Consider the following 15,683-nt stretch of genomic DNA (forward strand, 5'->3'; position numbering starts at 1 on the left):
GTTGGATTAATCGTCGTAATCTGGATTTTTATCCATCCAGCGTTGAGCTGCGGCAGCCATGACCGCAGTGTTTTCTACATATTGCGCGAGGCGACTTTCGACCTGCTTGTTGTATTCCAGCATTTGTTCTTTCATTTCATCCCGTCCCTTTTTCGATGCTAGGTGACAGAGAAAAGCTCCAACACAAACACCAACCGAAAACATGATTCCAGCGGCAAACGCATTCAGTACATTAAACATTTTTCATTCTCCTTATGTTTTTAATAAAAATCCAACCAGTTGCTAGAGCGCGACGCGGGCCGACGCTCGTTTTTAATGCAGCGTTACTTTCCCGCGCCGCTCACCATTTCGTTAGCCGTATGTATTCTTAATCCACGTTTCCCAGTCAAAGCCGCAGTCGCAGACTTCTTGCGAGAGGTCACATTCAGGGCAATGCGGAAATTTGATTTCAACCTTTGTTCCAATCGGCAAATGTTTTGGGTCGATAGTCCAAGGTTCTTCTGTCGTGTCATCTTGCATATCTCCGTTGCAGAAACCCCAGAGCACAGGCTTAATTTCATCACCTGAGTCTCCGTTGTAGCAATCGGCTTTCACCTCAAACACGCAGTCATTTTGGAAGTATGTCGGTTCTTTCATGTGTTCACCTTTCTGTTAATTATTCGGCTAACCATGGGCTTGAGTTTACCCGGACAACGCCGGTTTTAAATTTCGAGTTTATTTCCCGGGCAACTCAGCCCGGTCGTTCGCCTAATCACGCGGGAGCCCAAGGTCTGCCCCGCAAACACGACATTCCATATCGCAATCATCAACCGACCAGCGGGACGTGTGCCCTCCGTTAAAAATACAGATAAGCCCCCCGAAGATCCGGCGAACAAGCGGCATCAGCCTACGCAATACCCCGCGCAATGCCCCGCGCAATGCCCCGCGCAGTTTCCAGAATTTGTGTCCATACTTCATATCACTCTCCGATTTCCTTGCGAGGCTGTCCCGTAACGTTGGGCTGGGAAGGAATTAAACCGACCCAGCCGTAACAAACCTTAAACCGTGTGCGTCCCTTCAACGCCTCGCCGCATCCGCTCAATCGTTCGCTGTTGAAGCCAGTGTTGCGCCTCTTCGATGTGAGTCAGTGCACAGGCATTCGCCTTGCACGCATACGGCCCAGCCTGAAACGAGCGCAGACGATCTGCAACGATTTCCAAAAGGACTTCTTGCGTAATCCCGTTCACTCCGATTTCTGGGATAGGGCCATTTTGGAATACAATTTCCACTCTCGTTTGTTCGTTCCGCTGGCCGTCTGTGGCGGATGGATTGAGTTGCATATCCATTCCATAGATTACATACAGATGGTTTGCACCTCCGGCACCCGGCGCGTCTTGAACCTCAATATCAAGAGTGTCGTTTGCCGGGTTTACTTTGTGTCCGTTCAGTTTTCTAACTGGTGTATTCATTGTGTTTTCTCCGTCCGGCTTTGTTGTCTTGCTGCGCCACCGGGAGCCCAACAAGAATTTAGAGCGTACGGCTTAACTCTTTCGCCACGCATCAATAGCCGCCTTTTTCGTTGGATATTGCTTCATCCCTTTTGAGGCACGGTCATAGGTTCCGACATTGCCACGGTTTTCGTGTTTCCCTCTCAGGTTGTGTATTTTTTCAAAAGCCATAATCTTAAAATTGAACCAGCGAGTAGAGTTCGACGCGGCACGACGCTCAAAATCCGATCAACGCCCATCGCCGCGCGTCTCACTCGTAACGTAAAACTAATGCGCGGGCAGGACTCGAACCCGCCGACCTGATTGGCCTCTTCCTGCCGCGCTTAAACATTATTTCTTCGTCGCGCAATGGCAGCACGTGCCGACACCATCGGCATCCCACATTGAAGCCAGGCGGCCACAGCCGCACTTGACCGCGCGCGCCTTAATTGGAACCTTCACGACCAGATGCTGACCGCATGCGCAGCAATAGCGGCAAAATATGACGCCGTCAAAATTATGATCGGGCGTGGCCTGGTGCATACGCGGATCCCGGCGCGTCTCGCCCTCGAGCGCCTTGGCCGGATCGATGGCTTTGCCACACGTGCAAGCCATCGGTAGGCACACCTTCGCGCCCGTGTTGCGGTAGGGCTTGAGGTTGCCGGCCAGCGCCTGCTTCAGCTGCGCCACGTTCCATGAATCGGAAAAGGCAATGCCTTGCTTGCGGCATTCATCGCGCAGCGCCTTCCGCTGGCCGCCGCTCCGAGGTGATGGTCGCTTGCCGTCCAGAGCCGCCTGCAGCTCCTTCGATCCCCAGCGCGTGGCATACTTGATCCCGCGCTCCTCACACTGCCGCTGAAGCAGTTGTTTCTTCGTCTGGTAGTTACCGCGTTTAACGCCCATGGTTTTGCTCCTGGTTGAATCCTCGTTTAAACAAAATTCGCCAACTGGCTTTAAGTCGTTCACGAAATGGCAAACAACAAAGCCGATTGAAAAAGGTTGAATACTGCACCTTGATTTCACGCCGCACCGCCTGCCCGACCTTCCTGCTATGCTTTCCCATTTTTACTCCTTGGTTTGAGTTCAAAGCGTTCGATCCAATCTTCGATTGTGCGCGTCCATGGAGTGGATTCGCGGAAGAGATCGGCAGAAGATAGATAGGCATGCGCATTAATTTTATTGAGCCGCGCCGCAAATGCCTTATTGCAAGTCAGCCATGTGACAAGCTCCACTTTCGTGGCATTTTTAAACGGCAACATCCACAGCAACCGCAACCGGTTCGCCCAAAGCTGATCAACCCAGTCCACGGAACAGTGTCGAGGCTTGCCCATGTAGTGGCCGACGTAGTGGTCGAGTAGATCGATGCGGCCACCGCACAGCCATTGCACGGCGCTAATGGTTTCCTCGTCGCATCCCCAACCTGTACCGAGCCGCCATGGCTGATTGAGGTCGAGATAGCGCTGGCGGCGCATTCCGTAGCACGCGCCCATCACGCAGCTGATTTCATCACCGGGCTTGTTGTCGGCCCACTTGCCAACAAGAGCGCCATGGAAACCGCTGTCTTCGCGCACCATCCAATTCATGGCCGCGCCTTTGTAGACCCCGCGGCCCTGCGTCCAAGAATCGTGCCCATCCTCAAGCGCCACCATCTTGAAGCAGCAGAGGCCATCAGGTTCGTGGTGCAGATAGCTCCGCAACTGCGAAGCCCATCCGGGCTGGAAATCCATGTGCGCGTCGCAGGTGAAAACCACATCGCCGCCCGCTGCCATAATGCCGGTATGCCGGCTGGACTGGGTGCCGAGCGGCATCTCAGGCATTACCGCAGTAAAGTTTGCAGGCAAATTTTCTGGCGGCGCGCAGCCATCAAAAACAACAATCACTTCAGAACCCGGGGCCGTTCGCTCAATGCTTTCGAGCGTCTGCATTAAATGGGGTTCGTCCGCCTTGCACGGAATCACGATTGACAAGTCCATTTTGTTCCCTTCCTTGTTGGCGTTGATATTTAGCACAGCGGCATTACCGCAGTAACGTTTAAATTTGAATTTTTTGCACTCGGGGCTTGCGCGCTTTTTTTGCCCGTCGCTTTACGGGGTCGGCCTGGCCAGCCCCGAGCAGGGCGGCGGCGGCAATACAGCCCTTGACGGCGTCGAGCAAATCGTTGCGCCCGTTCGGGGGCGTCCAGGTGTAGGAATCGACAATGTCGCCGCGCAACAACTGAAGCAGCTGCTGGCTGGCAATCTCGGCGCCCATGCGCTCATGCTTCAGCGGATCGTTGCCGAAAAGCGAAATGGATAGGGGAGCGCCGGCGAACAGTTTAAAGCCCTGCTGTGCATCCTTCTGCCAGCGGTCGCTGACATAGACGCACTCAAATCCGCGGTCATTCTTTTCGAGATGAACATCCTGCGCCCGCTTCATCACCTTGGCACCGCGCGCCGTCCGGTACTGCTTCGTCGGTCGGGATCTCGATGTCCACACCTGGAAGTTGAGCTTTCGCGAAAGCGCCTTGCAGGCCTTCGCCACGGTGTCGGTCATATAGTTGGCGTCGAACATGATCGCATTGAAAAAGATGCGGGTGCCGTCCTCGCGCACGAATTCGGTACTGTGCAGAAGTTCGCCCAGTTTCATCACACCTTGATAGACGGCCTGCTCCTCGGTCAGTCCCTGCTTGGCCGCAATGGCCTTCGACCATAGCCACTTTCGCCCATCCGGATATTTGCCATAGTCGGCGATCCAGCCCGCGCGCTTGCTATCGAAACCAGCCGCCGCCCAGTTCAGGCCAAGATAGTTGACATCGATCATGGCCGTCAGATACTGCGCTTCGTTCGGTAGCTTACGCCGCCCGAGATGGTTCAAGGCATTGCGCACATCGTCGGCGGCGATCTTGTAGCTGTCGTTTTCCTCCCCGGGCGGCTCGTTTTGATACTCGGCAAGAAAAGCGGGCTCGCCGACTTTGTACAGCAGATGGAAAGCATGCTGAACGGCGGAAAGTTCCTCGCTGCTGTCGTAGAAATATTTACTCGCCACCTCGACGCCGGCATCCATGGCCTTGCGGTTGGATTTATAGAACGCATTGGCCTCGGCCATGTCGCCATTCAATTTGCAACGTTGCCAAATTTCCTTGTAGGCATCCCACAGCGCCGAGTTTTCATATTCGTGCTTGCTGCCCTTGGCCTTGTTCTTCACGCCCCAGGCATAAACCAGCTTCGTGCGGTGGCCGCGCCACTCTGGATTATTCCCACGGTCAAGGAACCGATCGGCCAGGTCGCCTTTTTCGATCACTGTGCATGGCATCACTGCCGATATAACCCGATCATGGCCGGCCAGTCCCATTACGTCGCCGCGAATAATCTTTTCCCGCGCCTCGCTCTGGTCGAAGCTCTTCGCGCTCTCCCGGGTTTGCGGATCATCCAAAATAACGAAATCAGGCCTGATCTTCGCATCCATGTTTTTGTGATGCAGACCACGAACGCCGGCAGTCAATCCTTTAGCCTGGAGCACCGAGCCCCGCGCCAAGGTGTACTTGGTCTTCGGAACGGTGGGGAAGACTAGCCGCGCCGACTTCCATTGCATGTGCGTTGGCTCGCCGTTCACATGCTGGGATCCGCACCGCTGCACCCGACCTTCCAAATGCTCGACCGGCTTGCACACCTCGGGAAAGTCATCCTGCAACAGCTCGTTGTTTTCAAATTCCGTCGTGATGTCGGCAAGGATCGATTCCGCCGCTTTCTGATCCGAGCCGATCACCACCCCGAACCGGATATGGCCGAACAGGATTCCCCAGATTGCCGCACCCTCCGAAATCGAGGTCTTGCCAAAACCGCGCGGCATCGCAATCGCTGCCAGCCCGCCGTTCATCACCGCTGCCTCGATGCTCTTCACCGCCGCGATCTGGTCGTCGCAAAATTCAAGGTAGAACGTCTGGCCTAAATAGGTGCGCAGAAACTTCAGCAGATTCTTTCGGCACGAATTTCGACGCCGAACATTCGCCGGCTTCGGGATCGTTCCAATGTTCTGAAGATCCTCGCGCTTCCTGGCGTTGTGCTTCGCCTGCCGGCTCATGCCATCAATTGTAATCGGCTCGGTCATTTAATAGCCCTTGGCAAAATAGCGTATAAGACATGCGCAAAATGTAAACGGTCATTTATGGCGAGATGTCGTCCGTCGCTCTCTTGGCGCTGCGGAGCGCTGGAAGTACCTAAGAGGGGGGTGCCTGTTCTCATTATTGCGAAAGCCCCTCAATGCTGATGAAGATGCCCGGTTGCCTCGACCAGAACTTTTCCACGATCAGAGACGCCACCTGTGCGTCATCGTGCCAGTAGCCAAGCTTGGTCATGACATCAAGCAGCAACTTGGTGCTGTTGTCCACGTCGGGCTTGGTGGTCTTGTACTGGCCATCGGCCTTGCCATTCCAACACCACTTGGCAACAAGTCGGATGGCGCCGTCGATTGGCTCGGCTGGTTTATGTGGATGCAATGCCTCATACAGATCGCGGCGAGCTTCGGCCAACTTGGTCGGCTCGTAGAACTGCGGCTTACCCTTCACGACTCGCACCTTCTTCATCTGGTGCGTGGTTCGCGGTGGATCGATGGCCAGGAAGAACTGCATTAGATCAGCCCTACCTTCGCCCGCGACACTATTGCGTCTCTGTGTCGTGGTAGGGGAAATACAGGCACGAAGTAACAGCCTGTTTTCCTACCGGACACACACATAGTGCAACGCAAGTTTATATATTTATATATACCTTTGCACTGCACTTTTGCACTCTGCGTTGTAAGTGGGTTGGTATTGCGGACGTTACGACGGATTTGCACCATTGCACTGATGGCCCTGAAACCGGCACCAGAGTGCAAGAGTGCAACAACTAGCTTTGCACTGCACTTTTGCACTAACATTAAATATCCTCCTTTTTGACGATCTGGCCGGATGGTGCGGCATAGCCACACTCTTTCAGTCGGCCCATGATGGTGCGCTTCGAAAGCCCCATATATTCCATCATGTTGGTGACCGTTGGCGGGCCGTCCATCGAGCAGGCTTCAAGGGCTTGAACGAAACCGTTCTTGCGCTCAATGACCCGCTCGGTCTTCGACATCTTCTTTACACCTTGCTTCTTTTGCCACGGCGCTTCGTCGCCGGCTGGGCTGGCCTCGTTCAGCAGATTGGCCTCAGTGATATGAACCGGATATTGAAACCAGAGGTTTCGCGGCTTGAAGGGTGCGAACTCCCGCAGCGTGGCCTCGATGCGCCAGGCCGTGGCCTGCCTGATCGGCATGCGTGTTGCCATCATGATATGGTTGAGCTCTTCGCCCTGATCATGGGAAAGCAGTTTCTTAGCCTTGGGTTCAAACTTCTTTTCCACCATGGCGTCGTCGTCGGCAATTTCATCCTGCCAGCCGGGTGCGTGCTTATCCAAATAGGATGAAATGGCTTCACACACCGCCCGGTTTTCGCGCACCTTTTTCGGTTCCTCGGCCTCCAGTTCGATCAGATCGAGCAGGGCATCGGGATCGCGGGCAAACACTCCGGACCCACTTGCACGGTCGGCGCTGCGCTTTGCTCCCTGTCCACCCTTTGAATGATGATGGCAGTCGATTACCGCAGCACCCAGCTCGGCGCAAATCTTATCGAACTGATTGCAAAAGTGGCTCATGGCCTCGGCGCTGTTTTCGTCGCCGGTGATGACCTTGTAAATCGGATCGATCACGATGGCCTTATATCCCTTTTTCAGCGAGCGCCGTATCAACTTCGGTGCCAGCTTATCCATCGGCACGGCCTTGCCACGCAGATTCCAAATGTCGATGTTTCGCACATTCTTCGGCTCTCGGCCCAATGCCCTGTAGATGTCGCGGAAACGATGCAGGCAGCTGGCCCGATCAAGCTCCAGATTAACATAGAGCACCGGCCCCTGGGCGCATTGCCAACCCAGCCAGTCCCAGCCCTCGGCAATGGCAATACAGAGATGGTTCAGCTTAAAACTCTTCCCCGCCTTCGATGGCCCCGCAATACGCATCTTATGCCCTTGCCGCAGCACGCCGGCAATCAGTTCCGGCGATTTATCCGGCAGATTGTCAAAGACGCTATCCAGCGCCTCGGGATCGGGCAGGTCGTCGTTCAGATCCTGAATCCAGTCCTCCCATTCCGCCCAACTCAGTTTTCCGATATTGGTGCCGACCAAAAACTGCTTTTTGCCATTGCGCAGAATCCCCGGCATTCTGGACAGCCGCGACGGGTTGCGGTTCTGGCGGTCAATCTCCAGCCCGTTCTTTTTGCACACCTCATAAAGGAAATCCACGCGCTTGCGGTAGACATCCATACTGTCGGCCTCGATGCGCACCACGGCATGCACGCTCTTGCCGCCGCTATGCACCATGGTCACAATCGGCAATTCCAACTCCTTCAGCAGGGCGATCTGGCGCGGTATTTCCACCGTGTCGGATTCAACGAGGGCATAACGCAGTTCCGAAACATTTTCGTCCTTGATGCCCACGCCATCGAACGGGTTGAAGCGAATCCACGCGCCAACTTCCGGCAGGGTGTCGCCAATCACGGCGCCAATGTCGCCCTTGCACTTTTGAAGCTGGTCGATCAGCTCGCCGGCGGTACGGTCGAAACAGCCCTTTTTCGGCAGGTGCTTGCCGTCCTTCTCCCAGCACTCCGTAACATAGCCCACATGGTCGTCGGATTGAAACAAAGCCGACAGATAGCGAATAAGCTCGTTAACCGGTTGCCAATCGTTCGGCTCGTGTATCTCTTCATCCTGAATCCAGTTGGAATCCACCACCTTTAGGGTGTCGTGCCTTCCGCCGATTTCCGAGTCCCATTCCAGCTCCTTCGATTCGCGCCGCTGGTATTCCTGCGGCTCTTCCCAGTCAATCGGCTGGCCGCGTCCAAACTTCACGGCTTCACACCATTTATCCGTGCCCTCCTTGGCATTCATCGAAAGCGATGCCGCCAGCTGCTCAAGCTGAAACAAATCCATCGGCTGAATAGCACCCGTCGAGGCATAGCCACCCGCCAGCCGGCCAACGTCACGCAAGCAGCCGTGCATTTGCCCCTGTACCATCCCATCCCGAAGCTTGCGCTCGATTACGTCGTATGCGGTCATTAAGCCGCCTCCTCTAAACTGGAATTGTTGCTGAAAGCTCTATTCATAAATTCCAGCACCTTCTTCGGTGGCTTGCTGTTCTTGCTGCCATAACACTGGGTAACGACGCCGCGCTTCAGGTTGTATTCAACCGCCACGAAGGCCGTATCGGGGGCAGCGCGTTCACGCACGAAGACAATTAAAACCTCACCTCGCGCAACCTTGGCCGCATAACCTCTGCCCAGGCAATTCGCCAGCGCCTTGCCCTCGGCCGAAAATTCTTTCACCGAGCGCGGGAGCACAATCCGGTAGGAACCTCGCAACTTTTCCAGCCAACTCCACTGCTCGGCAATGGCCGCGATTTTCTTAGGCATTTCCCGTTTAGTTTTCGCCTCCGCCTTCTGGCGCAGTTCTTTGGCTTCCGCCCGAATAACGTCGATCTGATCCTGCACATGCCGCCGGCGCGCATTGAACTGCTTCGGGAATGAAACCTTTGTGTCGGCCAGATTCATATTCAGCGTCTGGCAGTTGTGCAGATAGCCTGTGAATTGCCACGGCGTGACTTTCTTTTGCTCGATATACCGAAGCGCCTTCAGTGGATCAATTTCGCGCGGAAGACCATTGCCACGAAACCGGCGTCGGGCTTCCTGAATTTGCTGGGCATGGGCAAGGGTGATTCCCTTGTTGTACGCCATCGTGATTTCGGGGATGTTGAATCGACAGTATTTGATGGCATCGATGTTCTGCGTGAAAAACTGCCGGAACCCTCGATCCTTCTTCAGTTTCCGGAGCAGGGAAACCTTCGTGCAGAAATGACCCAAGCCGTTTTTCGCAAGCAATTCAATTTCCGGATGCTCTGTATATACTTTCAAGTAATCAAGGATATGCCCGTTTTTAGGCTCCCAGGCCGACCATCTGAATCGGCGCGTCCGCTTCAGTAGCTCCGGATTAACCACCGGCGCGTCGATTTTCCACATGCAGCGTAAACCATACGCCTCCGATTCCCACCGTCCTCGATAATCCCAATACTTCGCAGGGCCAACGCCTTCCGGCGACCAGTCCACGCTGTATCCGCTCATATGAACGAAACCAAGATCATGAATGCGGATCCACGGATCATCAACACTGGCCAGCGCAACTTCCTTCACCACCGGCTGTTCATGGCGCTTTCGAGCCTTCACGGCCACAGTACGGATCTCCACATCAGACTTCCGCTGGGTTAGATACAAATAGAAGCGGTTGCGGTTCTGCTGGTTTCCATCAGGCCCGAAGCCGGCATCCTGATCGAATTGAAGAATGCGGCGAACCGCACTTGCCGACAGCGGGGCATATTTAAGATGATCGAAGGTCATCGTCCCACCGCCGATACAGCTTCGCCTGTGAAAAGATCCATCACAAGAGGGCCGGTGGGTTTCTCTTTCTTGGCAGGCTTGGGTTTCGGCTTTGCCTTCACCCCGCCCGGCACCCGGGTTTTCGGCTTCTTCGCGCCCTCTTTGATTTCATCCTCTTCGAAGAAATGAATGATCCACCCGAACACGGTGTCGTCATCCACCACGGCACAGCCATCAATCGCCATGCTACGCGCTTCGCCCCTGGCATAATCCAAAGCACCGGCCAGCGTCTTCTTGCCGAAGTTGATTTTTGCCACCAGTTCGGTGGAAGCATTTTCGATCAGGTAGTCGAGGATCCGCTGCTCGGTCGAATTCTCTGCGGTCAGGTTTAGTTTAGGTGTGCTCATTTATTTTCTCCATTCAAATATTCAAACCGAACGCCGCGCGCCTGGGGTGCGCGGCCAGATAGTTGGGCAATGATATGGGCACGCCCGATGCCCGTTGAACATTCCGCCCAGGCAATACTGCGGAAACGTTCGCCGACTTCGAGCGGTCGCCCAGGCGGCTTGTGGCACTTGAGGCCGACCTCCACCACGACGATGGGGGCGGCGAATCCGTTTGATCGTGCGCGGCTCATAGCGATCCTTCCCATAGCTTTTCTTCGAAGCCGGACACGATGGAGCGGCAGCGCTGATTGTATTCGTTGAGAGAGTCCTCGGCCTTTGGTGACGCGAGATCGAACGATTCAAGGTAGAGCATCAGCTTGCGCCACTCTTCTTTCAGATCGTTGGCTAGTGTGGTGATTTTATCGTTGTCGTGCGGACAGTATTTCTTTAGCGACGGAACATACTCATGCCATTGCATGCTGTCGATGTCGTCGCTTTCGCAACAGATGCAGGCGCGAAGGTAGCAATATGGTTCTGGCATGGTTGCCCCGCACTTTTTGCATAGGGTTGGAAGGTAGGCGATGCTGTGCTGTGGCAACTCGTTTTTTGGCGGGTCGCTGGTGACCGCGTCGGTATCAAATAATTCTTCGGGCATAGCTTTCTCCTTGGGTTAAAATTATCCTTCCGGTTCCGATTCTTATCCCGCCCCGGTTGCCCGGCGGGTTGAGATGCCCGGCGCTAAATAAGGAAATACGCCGGGGGCAGGGGAGCGCAGAATCGGAACGACGCGGATGCCCCTGCCAGTGTTGCCCTAACCGAATTCAGTCAATAACGGGGTGCGTTTGGCCTCGGGCGGTTGGTAGGTCTTGGGGTCGATGCCCTTCGGCGTCTGCCAGCGGTTGGCGGCAATGCGATCCACCAGGCCCGACGCCTGCGCCTTCGTCCAGTTGCCGACGTGCTGGAAGCCCTTGCGCTCCAGCAGCCGAATCTGCTTCGGCGTGGCGAGGTTGGATTTCCTGCGCGCCTTCACGCTCTCGATCAGCTTGGCGGCCTTGCCGGCGGATTCAATGCCGACCGGGTTAATGTCGAGTTTTGCGAGGGTTTCGAGCTGTTCGGGCTTCGGCGCGCCGGTTTCCCAGCCAAAGGCCGGAACATAATTGACCAGATCGGGGTCGCGGATACTGTGCTCATACTGCACGGGATCGACCAACTTGGCGGCCTTGTGCTTCATTTCCTCCAGCATCTTGGCCAGCGCTTCCTCGCGTGCGGCCACGGTATCTTCCTCGGCCCGTTCAACGGCTTCGGAAACATCCACCGCCGCACCGCTTTCATTAATGCTCTCGGTCATGGTCTGCGCCACTTCGTCCGACTCGCAAACCAGATGCGCGGGGCGGCATAATTCGAGGCGGTCGCTGTGCCACAGGAAATCGAGCAAAAGCAAATGATCCTTGCCCGGGTGCAGGCGGGTACCGCGCCCCACCATCTGGCAGTAGAGCGCCCGCACCTTCGTTGCTCGCAACACGATTACGCAATCGACAGACGGACAATCCCACCCCTCGGTCAACAGCATCGAGTTCAGCAGCACGCCGCCTTCCTGCTTGTCAAAGCGGGTCAGGATCTCTTTACGGTCGGCGCTCTCGCCATTAACTTCATCCACCTTCATGCCGCGTTCCGCCAGCATGCCCTGCAGCTTCTTACTGGTGGCAATCAGCGGCGTAAACACCACGGTTTTGCGGCCCTGGCATCGGCTCGCCATTTCGTCGGCAATCGATGCAAGATAGGGATCGAGCGCATTGCCCAGCGCCCCGGCATTGTAGTCGCCGGCGGTTTTCTTCACGCCCGACAGGTCGAGCTTGATCGGGATCGTCTGCGCCTTGATCGGCGAAAGAAACCCTTCGCGGATCGCCTGCGGCAGGTGATATTCATACGCCAGCGAATCGAAGAACTCTCCAAGGTTGCGCATGTCGCCACGGTCTGGCGTGGCGGTAACTCCCAGCACGTTGGCCCCGCAAAAATGATTTAAAACCCGCAAATATGAATCCGAAAGCACATGGTGCGCTTCGTCCACAATGATGGTGTCGAAATGATCCGGTGCAAAAAGCTGCAGCCGCCTCTCGCGCATCAGCGTTTGAACCGAGCCGACAACAATGCGATACCATTCGCCAATGCTGGTTTGTTCCGCCTTTTCGACGGCGCACCCCAGGCCGGTGGCCTTGGCCATCTTATCGGCGGCTTGCTCCAGGAGTTCGCCACGGTGGGCGAGGATCAGCACGCGCTTGCCCGCGCCGACCTCCTTCTCGGCCAGTTTGCAAAAAACAATGGTCTTGCCGCAGCCGGTCGGCAACACCAACAACGTGCGGTGGTTGCCGTCGCACCATTCGCGGTTTATGGCTTCAATGGCTTGGGATTGGTAGGGTCTCAGTTGCATAGCTTCTCTCGTTTTAAAAAGGTATGGGTGCCCCCTGCGGGCACCCACGGGATTGGATTAGAACGTGCCTTCGGTGTAGCCCTGCGGCTTCGGGTCAAGCCACTGCTGCACCTGGTTGATGGTGCGGGTCTCGCCGTCTTTCTGGTAGGAGCGCACCGCCACCTTGGCGCGGCCTGTCGTGCCGACCACGCTGCCCCAGTCCATCACAACCTTTTCACCCGACTTGCGGGCACCGATTGAACGAAAGAACGCGCAAAGCAACCCCTCGGTCTTGGTGTGCAGAAACAGGTTTTCGGTGATGGTCGCCTTACCCTTTTCGCCACCATCAATCTCGATGCCGAGCATCGCCTTGTTGCAGGGCGGAAGCTTTGGCGAACCGGCGTGGCGCCCGCGTTCAAAGCCGATGACAGTAAAGGCGTATTCACCTGCCGGCAGGGTTACGAAATCCGCGCCGTCGTGCTCGATGGTGTCGTCCCATCCCAGTTCTCGATCTTGTGTACTCATGCTGCTTTTTCCTTTCGGTTGGATTTGATTGCGTTAAAAACCTGCTCCCACGCGGCCACCAATACGCCGGCCACGAAGTCGTCGGCATAGTTCCCGACCGGCGTGTCGGCGGGGTAGTAGCCCTTCGCCGCAACAACCTGCTGGATCTCGGCCTCCTGCACCTGGTTGGCGTGCATCAGCTCGAACAGCGCGGCGGGAAAAGCAGTCGGGTCAGTAAATGGCACCTTCGTGCCGGTCGGCTCGGCGGCAGGTGCCGGCTGGTTTGCATGCACCGCGTCGGCGGGATCCGGCTGGGCAACAAAGTCGGCAGGCACATCATCTGATGGAGGGCCCGGTTCCACCCGGGCTTCCAACGGTGCGGCCTCGGTCGAAGTGGAACTCGCCCCTCCCACCGCCGGGAAGCAATGCCCGATCTGCTCAAACGCCCCAGCCTTCGGAAAGTCTAGCTTGGCCGGCAGGTCGTGGCGGTTCTTCGCATCCCAGCAAACGTGATGCGTGGTATGGATCACGCGCTTTCCGCCCTGCGCCTTGTTGGTCTTGGTGTTGGCATCCTGCACAACAATGGTTTCATAGTTGCAGAACAGCACCATATCCGCCCACTCCTTCAGCAACGGCGCGGCATACTTCGACAGCTTCATTTCATAGCGGTCGTAGGCACCGGATTCGTCGGGCTGTTCAAACTTCTTCAGGTGGGCATGGGCCAGCACCACCACGTTCATTCCAGCGGCGGTGGAAAGATCGGTCAGGAAGTCGAGAAACTTGCCCCACTCCTCGCCGGCACGAACGAAGCCCTTGCCATAGCCCGGCTCTTCGATCGATGCCCAGTTGTTGGAATCGCAAATGTGCTGAAGACAAAGGCGTTCCGCCCAGTCCGCGGTGTCGATCACCAGGGTGGCGAAGCCCATGGGGTCGGCCTTGATCTCTTTCAGCTGCTCTTTGAACATCGCCCAGCTGCTGGCCTTCGGGGCACGCGCCACGTCCAGCGTGGACGTGCCGCCCTCGATGTCGATGAACAGCGGCTTCGGGAACTGGCTGGCAAACGTCGATTTGCCGATGCCCTCGGGCGCATAGATAACGACGCGCTGGGGCTTGATCTGTTTTCCGGTTACAAGTTGCAATGGCATGATCTATCTCCTTATGGGTTGGGTTAAAACTGGCCGGCGTTGAAGGCGGGTTTCTGTACCGCCGGCGGCTCGCCGGCCCCGTCGAGTGCTTCGCCATCCTCAATGATGATCGAACATTCGTCGCCGGTGCTGACACGGGTGGCGATGGCTTGCAGGCCGAGGCTTTCGAGGTGCGCGCCGAATTCGCGCAATGTATCGAGGTCGAACTGTTCGGCTTTGTCGATCAGCACGAAGCCGCAGGCGGGATTCAGGCGCTGGGCGATGGCCGTGCCGACGCGCAGCTGTTCCGATCCGCTCATGCAATCCCACTTGTTGCCGTTGTAAAGCAGTTCGCCGCCTTCGACGGTGAGCCCGGGCAGGGGCAGGTCGGCCCCGTTCAGTAGTTCCATGCGCCTGGTGCGGATGACCTCGATCTTGCCGGTCATGTCGTTGTATTCGGTGGTCAGCGCTTCGGCATCGTCCTGCGCCTTGGCTTTGTCGAGGTTGGCGCGAACCTTGGCGTTGATGGTTTCAATCTCTTCCAGCTTCGCCTCGATGGCGGCGGTCGATTCGTCCTGCAACTGCTCGGAACTCTTGCGGGCGTCCACTAGGTCAACGGCAATGGCTTCGCGCTTCTGGCGGGCTTCCTCGATCTTCTTTTCGAGGTCGGCAATAATAACGGACGCCTGTTCGTGCTCGCGCTCCAGGTCGGCCAGGCGTTGCCGCTTGCGCTGGTTCTCTCCATTCTGCGCAAGGATGGTCTGCTGCTGCTGGATTAGTTCGACGGCGGAAACCGGAACTTCCGGCATACCGTCGAAGCAGGGCATTTCCTCGGCAAACTTTTTCTTGCGGTCGGCCAGCTGGCCATGGGCATGGCGGGAATCGAACAGCGCGCGTTCCTGCCGTTCAAGGTTTTCAAGTTCGTCGCCGATGCCGAGGATCGAAAGCAAAATCTTCGCTTTCTCGCTCGTGGTGGCGTGGATGAACTTCGGCAAATCAATCGCCAGCACCGAAACAAACTCGTTGAGCAACTGCTGGCCGGTCTTGCCGCCATTCGGATCGGTAATCTTCAGCGCGGCATTCTTGCCCTTGCGCTCGACAATCAGGCCATTGCTCATGGTCAGCTTAATCTCGGCATCGGCAATCGATCCCTCGCGCTTCAGGTTGGTGGGGCGATGGCGCTCGCCGCCGAGGGCGAAGGCAATCGAGTCGAGCACCGATGTTTTGCCCTGCCCGTTCTTGCCGCCCACCACGGTGAGCGCGTTGCCGGTGCAGTCGATCCGCACGGCCTTGATTCGTTTAACGTTCTGAATTTCCAGTGTGTCAATGGTTATAGGTTTCATCTGTTTTTCCTTCCTTGGGGTTAAAAAAAGTAGGTAGTCC

The 15,683-nt window shown here is 56.3% G+C and carries 16 protein-coding genes; all 16 read right to left on the reverse strand.

What is annotated here, in order from left to right; genetic code table 11:
* Nucleotides 1-6: 6 nt before the first annotated feature.
* A complete protein-coding gene (locus tag E9954_RS16370) occupies nucleotides 7-240 on the reverse strand; it encodes a hypothetical protein (RefSeq protein ID WP_136080384.1) in 234 nt (77 codons plus the stop codon).
* A gap of 111 nt (nucleotides 241-351) precedes the next feature.
* Entirely contained in the window at nucleotides 352-636 is a 285-nt protein-coding gene (locus E9954_RS16375) for a hypothetical protein (protein WP_136080385.1), read from the reverse strand.
* 401 nt (nucleotides 637-1,037) lie between these two features.
* Entirely contained in the window at nucleotides 1,038-1,448 is a 411-nt protein-coding gene (locus tag E9954_RS16380) for an ABC transporter ATPase (RefSeq protein ID WP_136080386.1), read from the reverse strand.
* Between the two features lie 369 nt (nucleotides 1,449-1,817).
* Complete coding sequence (locus tag E9954_RS16385) at nucleotides 1,818-2,369, reverse strand: hypothetical protein (protein ID WP_136080387.1); 552 nt, start codon at nucleotides 2,367-2,369, stop codon at nucleotides 1,818-1,820.
* A gap of 146 nt (nucleotides 2,370-2,515) precedes the next feature.
* On the reverse strand, nucleotides 2,516-3,439 hold the full coding sequence (locus E9954_RS16390) for a glycosyltransferase family A protein (RefSeq protein WP_136080388.1): 924 nt from the start codon (nucleotides 3,437-3,439) through the stop codon (nucleotides 2,516-2,518).
* Between the two features lie 58 nt (nucleotides 3,440-3,497).
* Entirely contained in the window at nucleotides 3,498-5,552 is a 2,055-nt protein-coding gene (locus E9954_RS16395) for a terminase gpA endonuclease subunit (protein ID WP_136080389.1), read from the reverse strand.
* 133 nt (nucleotides 5,553-5,685) lie between these two features.
* Nucleotides 5,686-6,072 (reverse strand): RusA family crossover junction endodeoxyribonuclease, encoded by a 387-nt coding sequence (locus tag E9954_RS16400; RefSeq protein WP_136080390.1) that lies wholly within the window; start codon nucleotides 6,070-6,072, stop codon nucleotides 5,686-5,688.
* A 286-nt stretch (nucleotides 6,073-6,358) separates the two neighbouring features.
* Nucleotides 6,359-8,569, reverse strand: coding sequence for an AAA family ATPase (locus tag E9954_RS16405; protein ID WP_136080391.1), 2,211 nt, complete (start codon nucleotides 8,567-8,569; stop codon nucleotides 6,359-6,361).
* Nucleotides 8,569-9,900: a PcfJ domain-containing protein gene (locus E9954_RS16410; protein ID WP_136080392.1), complete on the reverse strand. Its 1,332-nt coding sequence runs from the start codon at nucleotides 9,898-9,900 to the stop codon at nucleotides 8,569-8,571. Before E9954_RS16410 ends, E9954_RS16405 begins: the two co-directional genes overlap by 1 nt.
* Nucleotides 9,897-10,286, reverse strand: coding sequence for a Cas9 inhibitor AcrIIA9 family protein (locus E9954_RS16415; RefSeq protein WP_136080393.1), 390 nt, complete (start codon nucleotides 10,284-10,286; stop codon nucleotides 9,897-9,899). The genes E9954_RS16410 and E9954_RS16415 overlap by 4 nt, the downstream gene beginning before the upstream one ends.
* Entirely contained in the window at nucleotides 10,283-10,516 is a 234-nt protein-coding gene (locus tag E9954_RS16420; protein ID WP_136080394.1) for a hypothetical protein, read from the reverse strand. The genes E9954_RS16415 and E9954_RS16420 overlap by 4 nt, the downstream gene beginning before the upstream one ends.
* Nucleotides 10,513-10,920, reverse strand: coding sequence for a hypothetical protein (locus tag E9954_RS16425; RefSeq protein ID WP_136080395.1), 408 nt, complete (start codon nucleotides 10,918-10,920; stop codon nucleotides 10,513-10,515). Before E9954_RS16425 ends, E9954_RS16420 begins: the two co-directional genes overlap by 4 nt.
* Before the next feature lie 156 nt (nucleotides 10,921-11,076).
* Complete coding sequence (locus tag E9954_RS16430; protein ID WP_136080396.1) at nucleotides 11,077-12,693, reverse strand: DEAD/DEAH box helicase; 1,617 nt, start codon at nucleotides 12,691-12,693, stop codon at nucleotides 11,077-11,079.
* Nucleotides 12,694-12,750: 57 nt separating this feature from the next.
* Nucleotides 12,751-13,197 carry a DUF669 domain-containing protein gene (locus tag E9954_RS16435; RefSeq protein WP_136080397.1) on the reverse strand — a complete coding sequence of 149 codons (447 nt, stop codon included), beginning with the start codon at nucleotides 13,195-13,197 and terminating at the stop codon, nucleotides 12,751-12,753.
* Nucleotides 13,194-14,321 carry an ATP-binding protein gene (locus E9954_RS16440; RefSeq protein WP_222847209.1) on the reverse strand — a complete coding sequence of 376 codons (1,128 nt, stop codon included), beginning with the start codon at nucleotides 14,319-14,321 and terminating at the stop codon, nucleotides 13,194-13,196. Before E9954_RS16440 ends, E9954_RS16435 begins: the two co-directional genes overlap by 4 nt.
* 23 nt (nucleotides 14,322-14,344) lie before the next feature.
* Nucleotides 14,345-15,643, reverse strand: a complete 1,299-nt coding sequence (locus E9954_RS16445) for an AAA family ATPase (RefSeq protein ID WP_136080398.1) — start codon at nucleotides 15,641-15,643, stop codon at nucleotides 14,345-14,347.
* Nucleotides 15,644-15,683 lie beyond the last annotated feature (40 nt).

It is taken from the genome of Pontiella desulfatans (assembly GCF_900890425.1).
Taxonomy (GTDB): Bacteria; Verrucomicrobiota; Kiritimatiellia; order Kiritimatiellales; family Pontiellaceae; genus Pontiella; species Pontiella desulfatans.